The organism is Rathayibacter sp. PhB127 (assembly GCF_003751665.1).
GTDB lineage: Bacteria > Actinomycetota > Actinomycetes > Actinomycetales > Microbacteriaceae > Rathayibacter > Rathayibacter festucae.
The window spans coordinates 506032-521859 of record NZ_RKHW01000002.1; the positions used below are offsets into that span (position 1 = coordinate 506032).

Genomic DNA, 15828 nt, shown 5'->3' on the forward strand with positions numbered 1-15828 from the left:
GACCGGAACGGACACCGCCTGCAATGACCCCTCCGATCACCGCCACGACGCGGGGTCCGGCCGATGCACGCCTGCTCAGACTGCTCGGCCCCGCCATGGTCGCCGGAGTCGCCTACCTCGATCCGGGCAATGTCGCCAGCAACATGACGGCGGGCGCCCGCTTCGGCTACCTGCTCGTCTGGGTCGTCGTCCTCGGCAACCTGATGGCCTGGCTGATCCAGTACCTCTCGGCCAAGCTCGGCCTGATGACGGGCAAGTCGCTGCCCGAGCTGCTCGGTGAGCGCCTGCGCGGCCGCTGGGGCCGGCGGGCGTACTGGCTGCAGGCCGAGACCGTCGCGATCGCCACGGACCTCGCCGAGGTCATCGGCGGCGCGATCGCGCTGAACCTGCTGTTCGGGCTGCCGTTGCTCGCGGGCGGACTCGTGACCGGGGCCGTCTCCCTGGTGCTCCTGGTGATCCAGACCCGCGGCGGCGCTCAGCCGTTCGAGCGCGTGATCACGGCGCTGATGGTCGTCATCGCCGTCGGCTTCACCGTGGGCGTGGTCGTCGATCCGCCGGACGCGGGCGCCGCAGCGGCCGGGCTCCTCCCCCGCTTCGACGGCTCGGAGTCGGTGCTCCTCGCCGCGTCGATCCTCGGCGCCACCGTGATGCCGCACGCGATCTACGCGCACTCCGCCCTCGCGCGCGACCGCTTCGGCCGCGTCGACGGGGTGACCGCCCGCCGGAGGATCCTCACGGCCACTCGGATCGACGTCACCGTCGCCCTCGCGATCGCCGGCACCGTGAACCTCGCGATCCTCCTGCTCGCCGCGCACTCGCTGTCCGGCGTCGCCGGCACCGACAGCCTCGAGGGCGCGCACGCCGCGATCGGCGCGGCCCTCGGCCCGGTCGTCGCGACGCTCTTCGCGGTCGGGCTGCTCGCCTCCGGCCTCGCCTCGACCTCGGTCGGCGCCTATGCCGGCGCGGAGATCATGCACGGGCTGCTGAACCTGCGGGTGCCGCTCGTCGCCCGCCGCCTCGTGACACTGATCCCGGCGCTGATCGTGCTCGGGATCGGCTTCGACCCCACCCGCGCGCTCGTGCTCAGTCAGGTCGTGCTCTCGTTCGGCATCCCGTTCGCGCTCGTGCCGCTCGTCGCCCTCACCCGCAATCGCGCCCTGATGGGCGACCAGGCGAACCGCTGGTTCACCACCCTCGGCGCGATCCTCGCAGCCCTCTTCCTCATCGTGCTGAACGGCCTGCTCCTCTGGCTGACCTTCACCGGCTGAGCGCGGCGGATCTCGATACGCCCTCTCCGAGGGCTACTCGATCAGCATGAAGGCGGAACATGCTGGTCGAGTAGCCCTCAGGGCGTATCGAGACCCGCCCACCCCGAGCACTCCCACCCCGCGTTGATCCGATCCGGAGCCTCGCTCGTTATCCTCTGAGAGCGCCTCTCAGGCGCCTGCGCCTCCCCCGGCGCGCCACCCCGCGATCAGAACGAGAGACGCCACCGTGCCCAAAGACACGATGTCCGCCAAGAACCGCGCCCGCCAGGACAAGGTCGAGGCCTACAAGCGCGAGCAGGCCAAGCGCAAGCGGAGCGGCCGGATCTGGATCTGGTCGCTCTCGGCCCTCGCCGTCGTCGCGATCGGCGGCATCGTCGCCGTCACCGTCTTCGGCAACCAGCAGATCGTCGAGGCCCGGCAGATCGACGGCCTGCAGACCTTCGAGAACGATGCGACCCACGTCGCCGGCACCGTCGACTACGCGCAGACCCCTCCCGCGGGCGGCCCGCACAACGCCGTCTGGATGAACTGCGGCGTCTACAACGAGCCCGTCCCGAACGAGAACGCGGTGCACGACCTCGAGCACGGCGCCGTCTGGGCGACCTACGACCCGTCCCTCCCGCAGAGCGAGGTCGACGCCTTGATCGCCGCGATGCCCGACACCTACGCGGTCGTCTCGCCCTACGAGGGTCTCGACTCCCCGATCGTGCTCAGCGCCTGGGACGCCCAGGTCGCGATCGACTCCCCCGAGGACCCGCGCATCGACGCGTTCATCGAGCGCTTCTGGCAGTCCTCGACCGCGCCCGAGCCCGGTGCCCCGTGCACCGGAGGCATCGATGCGCCCGGCAAGCAGTAGGGGCCGCCTCCTCGTCGCGGCCGTCGCCGTCGTCGCCCTGCTCCTGGGCGCGGCGGGCGGCTACCTCTTCGGCGCCCTCGCCCCGTTCTCGTCCTCGGCCACCCCGTCGACGACGAGCGCGGAGGCCGGTTTCGCCCGCGACATGCAGGTGCACCACCTCCAGGGCGCCGAGCTGGCGATGATCGCCCGCGACCGCAGCGCCGACGACGAGGTCCTCACCGTCTCGAAGGACATCCTGCTCACCCAGCAGCAGCAGGCCGGTCAGCTCTTCGGCTGGCTGAACTCGTGGGGCCTCCCGCAGGCGGCGCCCGAGCCGTCGATGACCTGGATGGGCCGCCCGACCCTCGCCGGCGCCGCCGACGAGCACTCCTCGATGGGCATGTCCACCGAGGAGGACGTCATCCCCGCGAGCATGCCCGGCCTCGCGACGCCCGAGCAGATCGCCGAGCTGAGCACGCTCACCGGCCGCGACTTCGACCGCCGATTCCTCGAGCTGATGATCGCCCACCACCGCGGCGCGATCGACATGGCCGAGGCACTGCTCGCCCGCAGCCGCGCCACCGTCGCCACCGACTTCGCCTCCTCCGTCGTGAAGGCCCAGGAGGCCGAGATCTCGCTGATGGAGCAGATGCTCGAGGACCGCCCGGCGGCCTGACCGGCGTCCTGCGCGCAGAACATCAGTGGAGAACCGTGCTCATCCGCCATCGGCGGTGAGAGGCCGTCTCAGCTGATGTTCTGCACCATCACCCCCGCGCAGCGACCGGGCGATCCCCTCTCTCGGGCCGTCTCACGCCTGAGACGGAGCCGACCGGTGTCTCAGCGCTGAGACGGCCGAGAGTCGACGCCGCTGCGGGTCCTCTCGGCCGGATGCGACAGAAGGAGCGAGAGGACGCCCGACGGCGTCCTCAGGAGCTGAGGGCGGTCTCGACCTGCTGGGCGTAGAGGGAGGCGTAGAGGCCGCGGCGCTCGAGCAGCTCGAGGTGGGTGCCCGACTCGACGATGCGGCCGCCGTCGACGACGTGGATGACGTCGGCCGAGACGACCGTCGAGAGGCGGTGGGCGATCGCGATGGTGGTGCGGCCGCGGGCGGCGTCGTCGAGGGCGGTCTGCACGATCCGCTCCGAGACGGTGTCCAGCGCGCTGGTCGCCTCGTCGAGGATGAGCACGGCCGGGTCCTTCAGCAGCACGCGCGCGATCGCGAGGCGCTGCTTCTCGCCGCCGGAGAGCCGGTAGCCGCGCTCGCCGACGAGGGTGTCGTAGCCGTCGGGGAAGGACGCGATCGTGTCGTGGATGTTCGCGGACCGCGCGGCCGCCTCCAGCTCCTCCTGCGTCGCGCCGGGACGCGCGTAGCGGAGGTTGTCGGCGATCGTGGCGTGGAAGAGGTAGGTCTCCTGGCTGACGATGCCGATGTGCGAGACGAGCGACTCCTGCCGCAGCTCCCGGACGTCCGTGCCGGCGAAGCGGACGGAGCCCTCGGTGACGTCGTAGAGCCGGGGCACGAGGTAGGAGATCGTCGTCTTGCCGGCGCCGGAGGGACCGACGAAGGCGACGAACTCACCCGGCGCGATCGAGACCGAGACGTGGTCGAGGGTCGGCCGGACGTCGTCGGTCTGGTCGGGGTAGCGGAAGACGACCTCGTCCAGCTCGACTCGGCCGAGCTCGCCGTCGACGTCGCGGGCGCTCGCGCGGTCGGCGATGGCGGGCCGCAGGTCGAGGTACTCGAAGATGCGGGCGAAGAGCGCGCCGGCGGTCTGCAGGTCGAGCGCGACGCGCATCAGCCCGAGCAGCGGCCACATCAGCCGGGCCTGCACGGTGGTGAAGGCGACGACGGTGCCCGCGGTGACGGTCGTCCCGCCGAGGATCAGCCAGGCGGCGACGAGGTAGACGACCACGGGGATCACCGAGAGGAAGATCTGCACGGTCGCGAAGAACCACTGCCCGGACATCTGCTGGCGGACCTGGAGGTCGATCTGCCGGCCGTTCTCGTCGGCGTAGCGGGTCACCTCCGACTCCTGGCGGCCGAAGCTCTTGGCGAGCAGGATCCCGGAGACGCTCAGCGTCTCCTGCGTGATCGCCGTCATCTCGGACAGCGACTCCTGCGTCTTCGTGGCGATCCGGGCGCGGACCTGGCCGACCCGGCGCTGCGCGATCACGAGCACCGGGGTGAGCACCACCGCGACGATCGTCATCTGCCAGGAGAGCAGGAGCATCGCGACGACGGCCGCGATCACGGTGACGGTGTTGCCGAGCACGCTCGAGACGGTGTTGGTGAGGACGCTGGCCACGCCGCCGACGTCGTTCGCGAGGCGCGACTGGATGACTCCGGTGCGGGTGCGGGTGAAGAAGCCGAGCTCCATCGCCTGGAGGTGACGGAACAGCCGGATGCGCAGCTCGCCCATCACGCTGTTGCCGACCGTCGCGGTGAGGAAGGTCTGCCAGACGCCGAGCACGGCGGAGACCACCCAGATCAGCACCATCACGCCGACGAGCTCGAGCAGGACGGGGAGGTTCGGACGGCCCGACTCCGGGAACAGGCCGCGGTCGAAGGCGAGCTGGGTGAGCAGCGGCGGCACGACGGTGAGGGCGGCGCCGACGAGCACGAGGGCGACGGTGAGCGTGAGCTTGGTGCGGTGGGCGCGGAAGAGCGAGGCGATCCGGGAGAAGAGGTGGTCGATCCTCGGAGCGTCGGAGTTCTTCCGCCGCTGGGCGTCGGGGTCGCTGCTGGAGATCTTCCCGCGCACCGCCCCCGCGCGCATCCCGCCGCCGCTCGCGACGTCACCCATCCTGCTCATCGCTCGACCATAACCCCGGCCGCCGACACCGCCCGCGGCTTCCGCCCACGGCGAAGATGTGCTCAGCGGCGGGCCCGCGGCGGCGACCCTGCCGACCCTGACGGGCCGCGTTCCGCGGACTCCGCTCCCCGGGTCTCGATACGCCGCGTCCCGCGGCTACTCGACCTGCATGGACCACCGACCGTCCGCGGCATGCCTGTCCGGCCCGCCTCGCCATCGCGCTCATCCTGAGCGGCGCAGCGCGCTCACCCATGCTGGTCGAGTAGCCCCGCAGGGGCGTATCGAGACCCGACGTCACCAGCACGGCGGGTCTGCGGACTCAGGTACTGACGGTGGTGGATCTCGATACGCCCGCTTCGCGGGCTACTCGACCAGCATGAGCGGCCCGCTTCGCGGGCTACTCGATCAGCAGGAGCGGCCCGCTTCGCGGGCTGCTCGATCAGCATGGGGGCACCCCCGCACCGACGAGCCGGGAACGACAGGAGGCCCGGGCCCTGCGTGAGCAGGACCCGGGCCTCCGGACGGAACGGAGATCAGCCCTTCGTGGCGCCGGCGAGGAGGCCGCGGACGAAGAAGCGCTGGAGGGCGAAGAACACGATCAGCGGGACGATGATCGAGATGAACGCGCCGGCCGTGAGGAGCTCCCACGACTGGCCGTACGAGCCCGAGAGGTCCTGCAACGCCTTCGTGATCGGCAAGCCCTGTCCGGAGGTGAAGACCGTCGCGACCAGCAGGTCGTTCCAGACCCAGAGGAACTGGAAGATGCCGAACGAGGCGATCGCCGGGACCGACAGCGGCAGCACGATGCGGAAGAAGATCTGGCCGTGGCCGGCTCCGTCCACGCGGGCGGCCTCGATGACCTCGCCGGGGATCTCCGAGATGAAGTTGTGCAGCATGAAGATCGCGAGCGGGAGCGCGAAGATCGTGTGCGCGATCCACACCTTCGCGTACGAGCCGTCCAACCCGTTCACCCCGAGCCCGGGGAGGATGTAGAGGTTGCCGATGCGCAGGCCGTCCGAGAACAGCTGCAGCAGCGGGACGAGGGCCATCTGGATCGGCACGATCTGGAGCGAGAACACGAGCACGAAGAGCGTGTTGCGGCCCTTGAAGTCGATCCACGCGAACGCGTAGGCCGCGAGGCTGGCGATCGTGATCGGGATCAGCGCCGCCGGGAGCGTGATGACCAGTGAGTTCACGAACGCCTTGCCCAGGGTCAGGCTGTCGCCGGAGTTGAGCGCGTTCGCGTAGTTGTCGAGGGTGAAGCCGGGGTTGGCGAAGATCGTCCACCAGCCGGTGGTCTTGATGTCGTTCGCGGGGCGGAACGACGAGATGAACAGCCCGAGGGTCGGGATGGTCCAGATCGCCGCGATGATCGCGGCCGCGAGGGTCGCTCCGCGCGAGGTGGTGGCTTTGCGGACCTTGCCGCTGGCCGCCTCGATCTTGGACTCGCCGCGGGCGAGCGCGCGCTCGGTGCTGCGGTCGACCGGAACCTGGATCGGAGTGGGCGTGACGCTCATCGGATCTCCCTCTGCTTGGCGAGCTGGCGGGCGTTGTAGACGACGATCGGGAGCACGAGCAGGAACAGGATGACCGCGAGGGCCGCGCTGTAGCCGCTGCGGGCGCCGAGCTGGAACTGGCGCACCATCTCGAAGGCGAGGACGGTGGTGTCGGAGCGGCCGCCGGTCATCGCCGAGACGATGTCGAAGACCTTCAGCGACGCGATCGAGATCGTGGTCAGCACGACCACGATCGAGGAGCGGATGCCCGGGACGACGACGTTCCAGAACGACTGCCACGCGTTGGTGCCGTCCAGCGACGCCGCTTCCAGCTGCTCGGACGGGACGCCCTTGATGGCGGCCGAGAGGACCGTCATCGCGAAGCCGGCCTGGGTCCAGATCAGCACGACGACGAGGAACAGGGTGTTCCACGGCTCGAGGCCCAGCCAGTCGACGGGCGAGCCGCCGAACGCGGTGAGGATGCCGTTGAGGACACCGATCTGCTCGCCCTGGCGGGTGTCGTAGAAGAACTTGAAGATGATCGACGCGCCGACGAACGAGATCGCCATCGGCATGAAGACCAGCAGCTTGAAGAACTTCTCACCCCGGCTCTTGTCGATGAACACCGCGTAGGCCAGGCCGATCGCGGTGGCGGTGATCGGGGCGAGGAGCACCCAGACCACGGTGTTGAGGAAGGCGGTCACACCGTCCGGGCTGGTGAAGACCCAGATGAAGTTGTCGAGACCGGCGAAGCCGGAGCCGTCGTTCTTCATGAAGGCGTTCAGCGCGGTCGTGATCGTCGGGTAGATCAGGCCGATCAGGATGAAGAAGGCGGCCGGAGCCATGAACGCGATCAGCTGCAGTCCGTAGCCCGCGCCTTTGCGGGACCGGAAATCGAGCAGGAAGAGGATGCCGCCGATGACCGCCGCGACGACCGCGACCCACATCACCGAGTTGTAGAGGCCGAACGCGAGGAGGAGGACCACCGGGAGCAGGACGGTGACGGCGAGGCGGAGGATCGTGTAGCCGGTGCCGCGCCGCGGGGCGATCTCGACGAAGAAGAGGATGATCGCGACGACCGCCGCGAACGCCAGAAGGATGATGGGGATCTGCGCGAGCGGGGGGATGCTCGCCAGCCACTGGAAGAAGCCGGACATGGACGCCCTTTCGAGTGCGACTCTGAACTCTGGTGAGGCCCGGTCCGGCCGGACCGCGGGTGCGATCCGGCCGGACGGGCATCGGTCGAGGGCCGCCGCTCCGGGGAGCGACGGCCCTCTCCGCGACTGCTAGGAGGTGTAGCCGGCCTGGATCTCCTCGAGGACCTGATCGGTGCTCGAGCCGTCGATCCAGTCGACCATGCCCTTCCAGAAGCTGTCGGCGCCGACGGACTTCGGCATGAGGTCCGAGCCGTCGAAGCGGAAGGTGGTCTCCGGGTCCTGGAGGATTCCGATGGAGTCCTTCAGGATGTCGCTGCCGGCGTTGGCGGCGTCGAGGCCGGTGTTCGCCGAGATGACGCCACCGAGCTTGACGCGGCTGTTGGCCCAGTCCGCGCTGGCCAGGTACTCCTGGACCTTCGCGGTGTCCTCGTCGTTCGAGAACGCGGCGACCATCTCGCCACCACCGGTGACGGCCTGGGCGTCGCCCGCCTCGGCCGGCGGGGTGAGGAAGGCCCAGACGTCGCCGTCCTCGGCCACGTTGGCGCCGGCCGAGATCAGGAAGCCCTCGAAGAACGAGGCCTGGTGGGTCAGCGCGCAGGTGCCGTTGGCGACGTTCTGCGCGACGTCGCCGAAGGCGGTCGAGTTGATCGAGGAGACGTCGCCGTAGCCGGCGTTGACCAGCGTCGGGTCGAGGAGGATCGAGCCGACCTTGTCGAAGGCCGCCTTGATCTCGGGGTCGGTGAACGGGGTGTCGCCCGCGACCCAGGAGTCGTACACGTCGGGGCCGGCCTCGCGGAGGACCGCGTCCTCGATCCAGTCGGTGCCCGGCCAGCCGGACGCCTCACCGGAGTTGAAGCCCGCGCACCAGGACGGTCCGCCGGTCTTCTCGGCGATGGTCTTGCCCAGCGCCTCCATCTCGTCCCACGTGGTGGGCACGGAGACGCCCCACTCGGCGAACTTCTTCGGCGAGTACCAGATGTAGCCCTTGACGGAGGCCATCAGCGGCGCGCCGTACTGGGTGCCGTCGACCTGGCCGTACTTCTGCCAGTCCTCGGACCAGTTGTTCTGGACGTTGGTCAGGGCGCCCTCGGGCAGCTCCTGGACCTTGCCGGAGGCGACGGTGTCGGCGAGCAGACCCGGCTGCGGGAAGATCGCGAGGTCGGGGGTGTCGCCACCCTGGACCTTGATGCCGATCTGCTTCTCGAACTCCTTGTCGCCGGTGTATTTGATGTCGATGCCCGACTCCTTCTCCCAGTCCGCCCAGGACTGCTCGAGAAGGGTGGCCTCGTCGCCGTTGATGGTGCCGTAGATGTTGACGACGCCGTCGGCGGTGCCCACGGTGCCGGCGGAGCTGCCGCCGCCCGCGTTCGGGTCGTTCGGGTCGCTGCTGCTCGAGCAGCCGGCGAGGGCGATCCCGGCCGCTGCGAGAACGGCGACGGGAAGGGTGATACGGCGGTGCAGGGATGACCGCATGGTTCCTCCTCATTGAGTGGTGGTTCAGCCGAGGGCCGGTGCCGTCCGGCGGGCCGGCGGGCTGAGGCGACTCGAAGCAGGTGCTGCGACGACTCGGATGCTGTTGGTGGTTCCGTGCGGAGACTCTCCGAGCGGAACACCGGGTTCGTGTGGCTCGGGCCTCCACGGAGGGAAACCTTTCCACAAGATCGATGAAAGCACAACGGCGGTGATAGAGCGCTCTCTGAGATAACGATCCGGCGACGAACCGCGAGAATCCGGGCCGGTGGTCGGCTGGAGATCGATCTCGATGCTCCGGCCGCCCCGCGCGCGGGGTATAACTTTCTGGAACCGTTTCCAGCACCGACGCCGGACGGTCCGGGAGGAACGCCGTGCCAGGCATCGAAGAGGTCGCCGAGCTCGCGGGAGTGTCGAAGGCGACCGTCTCGCGCGCCCTGAGCGGCCGCGGCTACGTCTCCGCCGGGACGAAGCAGCGGGTCGAGCACGCCGCGTCGAGCCTCGGCTACGTCGTGTCGGCCAACGCCTCGAGCCTCGTCACCGGGCGCAGCAACAACGTCGCGGTGATCATCCCCGTCATCAACCAGTGGTTCTTCGGCGGGATCATCGAGGGCATCGAGCGGGCCCTGCTCGCCGCCGGCTACGACCTGCTCCTCTACAACATCGACAAGCACCACGACGCGCGCCGCAGCGTCTTCGAGTACTACCTGGTGCGCAAGCGCGTCGACGCGATCGTCGCGGTCACCCTCGAGATCTCGCCCGACGAGACGGAGGCGCTGCTCGCTCTGGGCAAGCCGATCGTCGGGATCGGCGGCTCACTCCCCGGCATCCCGACCTTCAGCATCGACGACGTCGCCGCGGCCCGGCTCGCCACGGAGCACCTGCTCTCCCTCGGCCACGAGCGCATCGTCCACATCGGCGGACTGGCGGAGGAGGAGATGGACTTCCACGTGCACACCAAGCGCCACGAGGGCTTCTCGCAGGCCCTCGCTGCGGCGGGACTCGAGCGCGAGGCCGGCCACTTCGTGCCGACCCGGTTCGACATCCCCGGCGGGCACCGGGCCGGACGTCAGGTGCTGGGCGATCCGCGGACCCGGCCGACCGCGATCTTCGCCGCCTCCGACGAGATCGGGATCGGGATCATCCTCGCCGCGCGCGAGCTCGGGCTCTCGGTGCCGGAGGACGTCTCGATCATCGGGATCGACGACCACCCGCTGGCCGAGCTGTTCGGCCTGAGCTCGATCCGGCAGGACCCGCGGCAGCAGGGCGAGCTCGCCGTCGCCCTCGTGCTGGAGGCGCTGGCCGCGATCGCCCGGGGCGAGGCGCCGCCGCCCGCCCGGCACACGACCATCCCCGCCTCGCTCGTCATCCGCACCAGCACGTCGGCGCCGCGGGGCGCGAGAATCGGAGCATGAGCGACTCCGAGTCCCCCTCCCCCGTCGTCCGCGATGCGCCCGAGCGCTCCCGCTTCGAGATCTCCGTCGGCGGCGAGACGGCCGGCTTCGCGGCCTACGTCCGCCACGGCGACGAGGTCGTGCTGACCCACACCGTCGTCGACGACGCCTGGGAGGGCCACGGCCTCGGCAGCGTGCTCGCCCGCGCCGCGGTCCTCGCGGTGACCGAGGCGGGCGGCACGGTCGTCCCCCGCTGCCCCTTCGTCGCGGCCTGGCTCCGCAAGCACCCCGACTCGGGCGCCCGCGTCCGCTGGCCCGAGGACTGACGCGGGGCGGACACGCCTCGGGGCTTGCGCACCATCGTCCCGACGCGCCTCGCAGCGCGCGCTTCTTTGCTGATCGAGTAGCCCGCGGAGCGGGCGTATCGAGATCCACCACCGGCAACACCACTGCTGACGACCGCAGGTCTCGATACGCCCCTGCGGGGCTACTCGACCAGCATTGGAAGCGAGCGCCGCCGCTCAGGCGGGCGGAGTGCGGGAGCCGATCTCCTGGAGGGACCAGGTGTTGCCGTCGGGGTCGGCGAAGTGGGCGTACTTCACGCCGCCCATGTCCTGCACGTCCGACAGCTCGAGACCGCGCCCGACCAGCTCGGCACGGGCGGCATCGATGTCGTCGACGACGAGGTGCAGCCCGCGGACGACGCCGGCCTCGGGTCCGGGCCCCATCCCGGAGCCGATCACGATCGAGCAGGAGGAGCCGGGCGGTGTCAGCTGGACGACCCGCATCGACGGCGAGGGCCGGACGTCGTGGTCGACGTGGAAGCCGACGACGTCCGCGTAGAACGCCAGCGCCCGATCGACGTCGGAGACGGGCACGGGGACGAGTTCGAGTCGCATCTGCACCCGCTCATCCTGCACCCCCGGCCGACCCGGCCCGGAGCGGCGCGGCCCTCCCTGCTGATCGAGTAGCCCGCGCAGCGGGCGTATCGAGATCGCCCACCGCCGGCACACACTGCTGACGACCGCGGGTCTCGATACGCCCCTCCGGGGCTGCTCGACCAGCAGGGAGAGGCCGGGGTCAGTCGCGGGGGGCGACGACGAGGCGCTCGTGCATGATCTCGACGGCTCGCTCGAGGACGCGGCGGTCCTCGGGGCGGAGGTCGGCGAAGATCGGCGTGAGGGCGTCGCCCAGCTGGGTGCGCCACGCGGTCAGCGCGGCGGCGCCGTCGGGCGCGAGGCGGATCTGCCAGGCCCGCGCGTCCACCGGGTCGGCGATGCGGTCGAGCCAGCCGGCCTCGACGAGGTTCTTCACGATCTTGGTCATCGTGGGCTGCGAGACGCGGCTCTGGGTCGCCAGCTCGCCCAGGCGCATCGGCCCCATCGACAGCAGCACCGACAGCGTGCGCCAGACCGCCTGCGACTCCTGGTTGTCGGTGGCCTGCGCCGCGAGGCGGGTGATCCGGTGCGTCACCGAGACGAAGTCGCTCAGCAGCTCGCTCAGCGAGACCTCGCTGGGCGGCACGTCGCGGGCCGGCAGGCCTGCGAGCGGATCGATAGCAGTCACCCGCCGATTCTAGAGGCTGCGTCGCGCCGCACCGGGGAGGCCGATCACCCCCGGTCGGGGACGCCGGGGCGGCCACGACAGCGCGGGGATGACAGCGCTGGGAGGACAGGTGGACGACGAGCGGGAACGACGAAGGGCGCCGCCTCCGAGGAGACGACGCCCTGCGCCGGTGGGCCCGCCCGAGGGAGGACCCGTGCACCCTGACGGGTGCGAGGGGATTACTTGACGGTGACGGTCGCGCCGGCGGCCTCGAGCTGAGCCTTGGCCTTCTCGGCGGTCTCCTTGTTGACGGCCTCGAGGACAGCCTTGGGGGCGCCGTCGACGACAGCCTTCGCCTCGCCGAGGCCGAGGCTGGTGAGCGCGCGGACCTCCTTGATGACCTGGATCTTCTTCTCGCCGGCGGCCTCGAGCACGACGTCGAACTCGGTCTGCTCCTCGACCTCTTCGGCCGGGGCGGCCGGGCCGGCGACACCAGCGGCGGCGACGGGCGCGGCGGCGGTGACCTCGAAGACCTCTTCGAACTTCTTCACGAACTCAGAGAGCTCGATGAGCGTGAGCTCCTTGAAGGCCTCGATGAGCTCGTCCTGCGTGAGCTTTGCCATGATTTTTCTCCTTGTTGTTTCTTGTCTACGAACCGCGTGCGCACTGCCTCCCGGAGGGAAGCGTCAGCTCGCGGACTCCTGCTTCTCGCGCAGTGCCTCGACCGTGCGAACGGCCTTGGACAGCGGCGCCTGGAACAGGTAAGCGGCACCGAAGAGCGAGGCCTTGAAGGCGCCGGCGAGCTTGCCGAGCAGCACTTCACGGGACTCGAGGTCGGCGAGCTTTCCCACCTCTTCCGCGGTCAGCGGGTTACCGTCGAAGTAACCGCCCTTGACCACGAGGAGAGGGTTTGCCTTGGCGAAGGCACGCAGCGACTTCGCGACGGCGACGGGGTCGCCGTGCACGAACGCGATGGCCGAAGGGCCAGCGAGCTCGGCGTCGAAGGACGAGATCCCGGCGTTGTTCGCCGCGATCTTGGTCAGCGTGTTCTTCACCACGGCGTAGGTCGCGTGCTCACTGATGTCCTTGCGCAGCGTCTTGAGCTGAGCAACAGTGAGACCGCGGTACTCGGTCAGCAGAACGGCGGTCGAACTCTGGAACTTCTCCGTGAGTTCGGCGACCGAGGCTTCCTTGTTCGCCATGGCTACTCCTGTGAATTCTCGTGCCGGTAGCCCGAAGGCACGCAAAGAAAAAGGCTCCGGCGCAGGAGCGCGGGAGCCTGGGGATCGCGATGAACGCGGAACACATCTCTTGCACACCTGCGCGGGCCATTCGCTTCGCGAATCCTTCGTCCGGTGGCGATCCGCGGGGCCTGGGCCCTGCTCGTGCGCACACCGGAAACCGGCGGTCTTTGGCTTCGGGAAGCGTACGACGTGGACGGGGCCGTGCGCAAGTCGGATCGACACGGGATGCTGGAGGGATGACCGGCCCGTCCTCCCCTCCCGACCCCGAGCCCGGCGGGCACGCCGAAGGCGACCGCGCGACCGAGGGCGCGACCGAAAGCACGACCGACGCCGCGATCGCCGCCGTCGAGGGCGAGCTGAGCACCCTCTTCAACCGGGTGCGCGACGCGATGCGCTCGGCCGCCGAGCGCCTGCACCCCGACCTCAGCACCGCCGGGTACCGGACGCTCGCCACCCTGGAGCGGCGCGGCCCGATGCACTCCGGCGCCCTGGCCGAGCTGCTCGAGACGGACAAGTCCTCGATCAGCCGGCAGATCTCGGCGCTCGACCGCCTCGGTCTGCTGCAGCGCTCCCCCGACCCGGACGACGGGCGCGCGACGATCCTCTCGGTGCCGCCGGAGACCGCCGAGCGGATGCGGGCGATCCGCAGCTCCCGCCAGGCGCTGATGCACGAGGAGCTGCGCCGCTGGGACGCGGGCGACGTCGAGCTCTTCGCCGTCCTCCTGCGCCGCATCACCGCCCTGGACATGCGCGGCGCTACCACCGAGCCCTCCCCCGGACAATCCGGGGCGGGCGCTGCGCCGACCGCGTAGCGTCCAGGGGGATGGAATCGCTCGCTCCCGCCTCCCTTCCCGGCGACGTCGACGGCGCTCTGGCCCTCGCCCGCACCCTCTCCGCCGACCCGCCGCGGCCCGGCACCGGCCGCACCGCCGAGCTGCACGGCCTGCTCGAGCGCCTGGCCCGGCACGACCTCGGCGTCGCCCGCGCGATCGAGCCGCACCTCGACGCGCTCGCGATCCTCGGTGAGGCAGGCCTGTCGGCCGCGGACCTCGGCGTCCAGGACGACGCGGTCTGGGGCGTCTTCGCGGCGGAGGGCGGCGACGAGCCGCTCGTCGCGACTCCCGAGGGCGACGCCTGGCGGCTGGACGGCGTGAAGCCCTGGTGCTCGCTGGCCGGCCGCCTGGACGCGGCGCTGATCACGGCGCACGTCGGCGAGGGCTCCGGCGAGCGCCGCCTCTTCGCCGTGCGCCTCGGCGACGGCACCGCGACCCCGGAGAAGAACGCCTGGCACCCCCGCGGGCTGACCGAGATCCCGAGCGGGCCGGTGCGCTTCGCCGGTGCGCGCGCCCAGGAGGTCGGCGCTCCCGGCTGGTACCTCTCGCGACCCGGCTTCGGCTGGGGCGGGATCGGCGTCGCCGCCTGCTGGCTCGGCGGGGCTCGTGGCGTCGCCGCGACGCTGGCCCGGGCGGCCGCCCGCCGCGAGGACCCGCACCTGCTCGCGCACCTCGGCGCGGTGGATACCGCCCTGTCCGCCGGGCGGCGCGCGCTCGACGAGGCCTCGGCGCTGATCGACGCGGGCGAGGCCGAGGGCGCGCGCGGCGCGCTGCTGGCCAAGCGGGTCCGCGGCACGGTCGCGAGCGCCGTGGAGGAGATCCTGCTGCGCGCCGGCCGCGCGCTCGGACCGGCTCCGCTCGCGCTCGACGCGGAGCACGCGAAGCGGGTCGCCGACCTCGCCCTCTACGTCCGCCAGCACCACGCCGAGCGCGACGACGCGGCCCTCGGCCGAGCGGTCCTCGCCAGCGGCGAGACGGAGGAGTGGTGAGCCGCGTCATCGAGTTCGACGGTCACCTCGAGGGAACCCCGGTCGAGCGCTGGCGCGAGGACGGGCGGCTCGACCGGCTGCCGGTACTTCCGGAGCACGCACTCCTCTCCGTCGACCGCGTGCTCGTCGTGGTCGCGCACGCCGATGACGAGACGCTCGGCTGCGGCGGCACGATCGCCCTGGCCCGCCACCTCGGCGTCCCCGTGGACGTCGTGATCGTGACGGACGGCGGCGCGGCGCACGGCGCCTCCTCCCCCGGGGCCGCGGCCGCCCTCGTCGCCGAGCGCCGCGCCGAGGCACGGGCCGCGCTCGATGAGCTCGGCCCCGGGATCGGACTCGCCTTCCTCGACGTCCCCGACTCCGGCACCCCCGAGCACCGCGACCGGATCCTCGCGGAGGTGCTCGCCCGCGCCGCCGCCGAACACGGCCGGGTCCTCCTGCTCTCCACCTGGACCGGCGACGGCCACCGCGATCACCGCGTCGTCGGCGAGGTCTGCGCCGAGGCGGCCGCCACCCTCGGCCACCCGCTGCTCGCGGCGCCGATCTGGCTCTGGCACTGGGCCGCACCCGACGACGCCGAGGTGCCGTGGCCGGCGCTCGTCCGCGTCCAGGCCGACGAGGACCTGCGGGAGCGGAAGGCCCGCGCCCGCGAGCGCTATCCGAGCCAGACCGCGCCGGGACCCGGCGGGATCGCCCCGGTCCTCCACCCGCGCTTCGTCCGGGCCTTTGCCGGCGACGACCGCCTGATCCGGGTCCGCTGATGGCCCGCACGGAGCTAGCGCAC

Annotated in this window: 16 protein-coding genes; 8 read left to right on the forward strand and 8 right to left on the reverse strand. The window is 71.1% G+C overall.

The features are described 5' to 3' along the window. Positions 1–23 precede the first annotated feature (23 nt). The 3 genes from EDF22_RS12705 (at position 24) to EDF22_RS12715 (ending at position 2779) form a co-directional block, all read left to right on the forward strand. On the forward strand, positions 24–1268 hold the full coding sequence (locus EDF22_RS12705; RefSeq protein ID WP_123705264.1) for an Nramp family divalent metal transporter: 1245 nt from the start codon (positions 24–26) through the stop codon (positions 1266–1268). Between the two features lie 226 nt (positions 1269–1494). Further along, positions 1495–2124 (forward strand): DUF3105 domain-containing protein, encoded by a 630-nt coding sequence (locus tag EDF22_RS12710; RefSeq protein ID WP_260303445.1) that lies wholly within the window; start codon positions 1495–1497, stop codon positions 2122–2124. Continuing rightward, positions 2105–2779: a DUF305 domain-containing protein gene (locus tag EDF22_RS12715; protein ID WP_123705266.1), complete on the forward strand. Its 675-nt coding sequence runs from the start codon at positions 2105–2107 to the stop codon at positions 2777–2779. Before EDF22_RS12710 ends, EDF22_RS12715 begins: the two co-directional genes overlap by 20 nt. A 250-nt stretch (positions 2780–3029) precedes the next feature. Here the strand turns inward: EDF22_RS12715 and EDF22_RS12720 are convergent, their stop codons facing one another. The 4 genes from EDF22_RS12720 to EDF22_RS12735 all read right to left on the reverse strand — a co-directional run bounded on the left by EDF22_RS12720 (position 3030) and on the right by EDF22_RS12735 (position 9042). Then, positions 3030–4907 (reverse strand): ABC transporter ATP-binding protein, encoded by a 1878-nt coding sequence (locus EDF22_RS12720; RefSeq protein ID WP_123705267.1) that lies wholly within the window; start codon positions 4905–4907, stop codon positions 3030–3032. A 542-nt stretch (positions 4908–5449) separates the two neighbouring features. Then, positions 5450–6433: a carbohydrate ABC transporter permease gene (locus tag EDF22_RS12725; RefSeq protein ID WP_123447787.1), complete on the reverse strand. Its 984-nt coding sequence runs from the start codon at positions 6431–6433 to the stop codon at positions 5450–5452. Then, the gene (locus EDF22_RS12730) at positions 6430–7569 is read right to left on the reverse strand and encodes a carbohydrate ABC transporter permease (protein WP_123705268.1); all 1140 of its coding nucleotides are present in this window, start codon (positions 7567–7569) and stop codon (positions 6430–6432) included. Before EDF22_RS12730 ends, EDF22_RS12725 begins: the two co-directional genes overlap by 4 nt. Positions 7570–7698: 129 nt before the next feature. Then, positions 7699–9042 (reverse strand): ABC transporter substrate-binding protein, encoded by a 1344-nt coding sequence (locus tag EDF22_RS12735; RefSeq protein ID WP_123447789.1) that lies wholly within the window; start codon positions 9040–9042, stop codon positions 7699–7701. Between the two features lie 371 nt (positions 9043–9413). Between EDF22_RS12735 and EDF22_RS12740 the strand changes: the two genes are divergently transcribed. Both EDF22_RS12740 and EDF22_RS12745 read left to right on the forward strand, forming a co-directional pair. Continuing rightward, positions 9414–10454 carry a LacI family DNA-binding transcriptional regulator gene (locus EDF22_RS12740; protein WP_123705269.1) on the forward strand — a complete coding sequence of 347 codons (1041 nt, stop codon included), beginning with the start codon at positions 9414–9416 and terminating at the stop codon, positions 10452–10454. Next, a complete protein-coding gene (locus tag EDF22_RS12745; protein ID WP_123705270.1) occupies positions 10451–10759 on the forward strand; it encodes a GNAT family N-acetyltransferase in 309 nt (102 codons plus the stop codon). Before EDF22_RS12740 ends, EDF22_RS12745 begins: the two co-directional genes overlap by 4 nt. A 195-nt stretch (positions 10760–10954) precedes the next feature. On the opposite strand, the gene EDF22_RS12750 is transcribed toward EDF22_RS12745, so the two are convergent. The 4 genes from EDF22_RS12750 to rplJ all read right to left on the reverse strand — a co-directional run bounded on the left by EDF22_RS12750 (position 10955) and on the right by rplJ (position 13180). Next, on the reverse strand, positions 10955–11332 hold the full coding sequence (locus EDF22_RS12750) for a VOC family protein (RefSeq protein ID WP_123705607.1): 378 nt from the start codon (positions 11330–11332) through the stop codon (positions 10955–10957). A gap of 181 nt (positions 11333–11513) precedes the next feature. After that, positions 11514–11999 (reverse strand): MarR family winged helix-turn-helix transcriptional regulator, encoded by a 486-nt coding sequence (locus tag EDF22_RS12755; RefSeq protein WP_260300742.1) that lies wholly within the window; start codon positions 11997–11999, stop codon positions 11514–11516. Between the two features lie 218 nt (positions 12000–12217). Beyond that, positions 12218–12601 carry a 50S ribosomal protein L7/L12 gene (gene rplL, locus EDF22_RS12760; protein WP_055791021.1) on the reverse strand — a complete coding sequence of 128 codons (384 nt, stop codon included), beginning with the start codon at positions 12599–12601 and terminating at the stop codon, positions 12218–12220. 63 nt (positions 12602–12664) lie between these two features. Further along, positions 12665–13180, reverse strand: a complete 516-nt coding sequence (gene rplJ, locus EDF22_RS12765; RefSeq protein ID WP_123447792.1) for a 50S ribosomal protein L10 — start codon at positions 13178–13180, stop codon at positions 12665–12667. A gap of 278 nt (positions 13181–13458) precedes the next feature. Between rplJ and EDF22_RS12770 the strand changes: the two genes are divergently transcribed. The 3 genes from EDF22_RS12770 to EDF22_RS12780 are packed head-to-tail and all read left to right on the forward strand — an operon-like array spanning position 13459 to position 15805. Continuing rightward, positions 13459–14034, forward strand: a complete 576-nt coding sequence (locus tag EDF22_RS12770; RefSeq protein ID WP_185038905.1) for a MarR family winged helix-turn-helix transcriptional regulator — start codon at positions 13459–13461, stop codon at positions 14032–14034. Between the two features lie 11 nt (positions 14035–14045). Further along, complete coding sequence (locus tag EDF22_RS12775) at positions 14046–15044, forward strand: acyl-CoA/acyl-ACP dehydrogenase (protein WP_123705272.1); 999 nt, start codon at positions 14046–14048, stop codon at positions 15042–15044. Next, positions 15041–15805: a PIG-L deacetylase family protein gene (locus EDF22_RS12780; RefSeq protein ID WP_185020504.1), complete on the forward strand. Its 765-nt coding sequence runs from the start codon at positions 15041–15043 to the stop codon at positions 15803–15805. The genes EDF22_RS12775 and EDF22_RS12780 overlap by 4 nt, the downstream gene beginning before the upstream one ends. The last annotated feature ends 23 nt before the right edge of the window (positions 15806–15828 follow it).

Bases quoted from the DNA above. Each gene is read 5' to 3' on its own strand.
- EDF22_RS12705 (WP_123705264.1), top strand. From the start codon at position 24: ATGACCCCTCCGATCACCGCCACGACGCGGGGTCCGGCCGATGCACGC.
- EDF22_RS12715 (WP_123705266.1), top strand. From the start codon at position 2,105: ATGCGCCCGGCAAGCAGTAGGGGCCGCCTCCTCGTCGCGGCCGTCGCC.
- EDF22_RS12720 (WP_123705267.1), bottom strand. From the start codon at position 4,907: ATGGGTGACGTCGCGAGCGGCGGCGGGATGCGCGCGGGGGCGGTGCGC.
- EDF22_RS12725 (WP_123447787.1), bottom strand. From the start codon at position 6,433: ATGAGCGTCACGCCCACTCCGATCCAGGTTCCGGTCGACCGCAGCACC.
- EDF22_RS12730 (WP_123705268.1), bottom strand. From the start codon at position 7,569: ATGTCCGGCTTCTTCCAGTGGCTGGCGAGCATCCCCCCGCTCGCGCAG.
- EDF22_RS12735 (WP_123447789.1), bottom strand. From the start codon at position 9,042: ATGCGGTCATCCCTGCACCGCCGTATCACCCTTCCCGTCGCCGTTCTC.
- EDF22_RS12745 (WP_123705270.1), top strand. From the start codon at position 10,451: ATGAGCGACTCCGAGTCCCCCTCCCCCGTCGTCCGCGATGCGCCCGAG.
- EDF22_RS12750 (WP_123705607.1), bottom strand. From the start codon at position 11,332: ATGCGACTCGAACTCGTCCCCGTGCCCGTCTCCGACGTCGATCGGGCG.
- rplL (WP_055791021.1), bottom strand. From the start codon at position 12,601: ATGGCAAAGCTCACGCAGGACGAGCTCATCGAGGCCTTCAAGGAGCTC.
- rplJ (WP_123447792.1), bottom strand. From the start codon at position 13,180: ATGGCGAACAAGGAAGCCTCGGTCGCCGAACTCACGGAGAAGTTCCAG.
- EDF22_RS12770 (WP_185038905.1), top strand. From the start codon at position 13,459: ATGACCGGCCCGTCCTCCCCTCCCGACCCCGAGCCCGGCGGGCACGCC.
- EDF22_RS12775 (WP_123705272.1), top strand. From the start codon at position 14,046: ATGGAATCGCTCGCTCCCGCCTCCCTTCCCGGCGACGTCGACGGCGCT.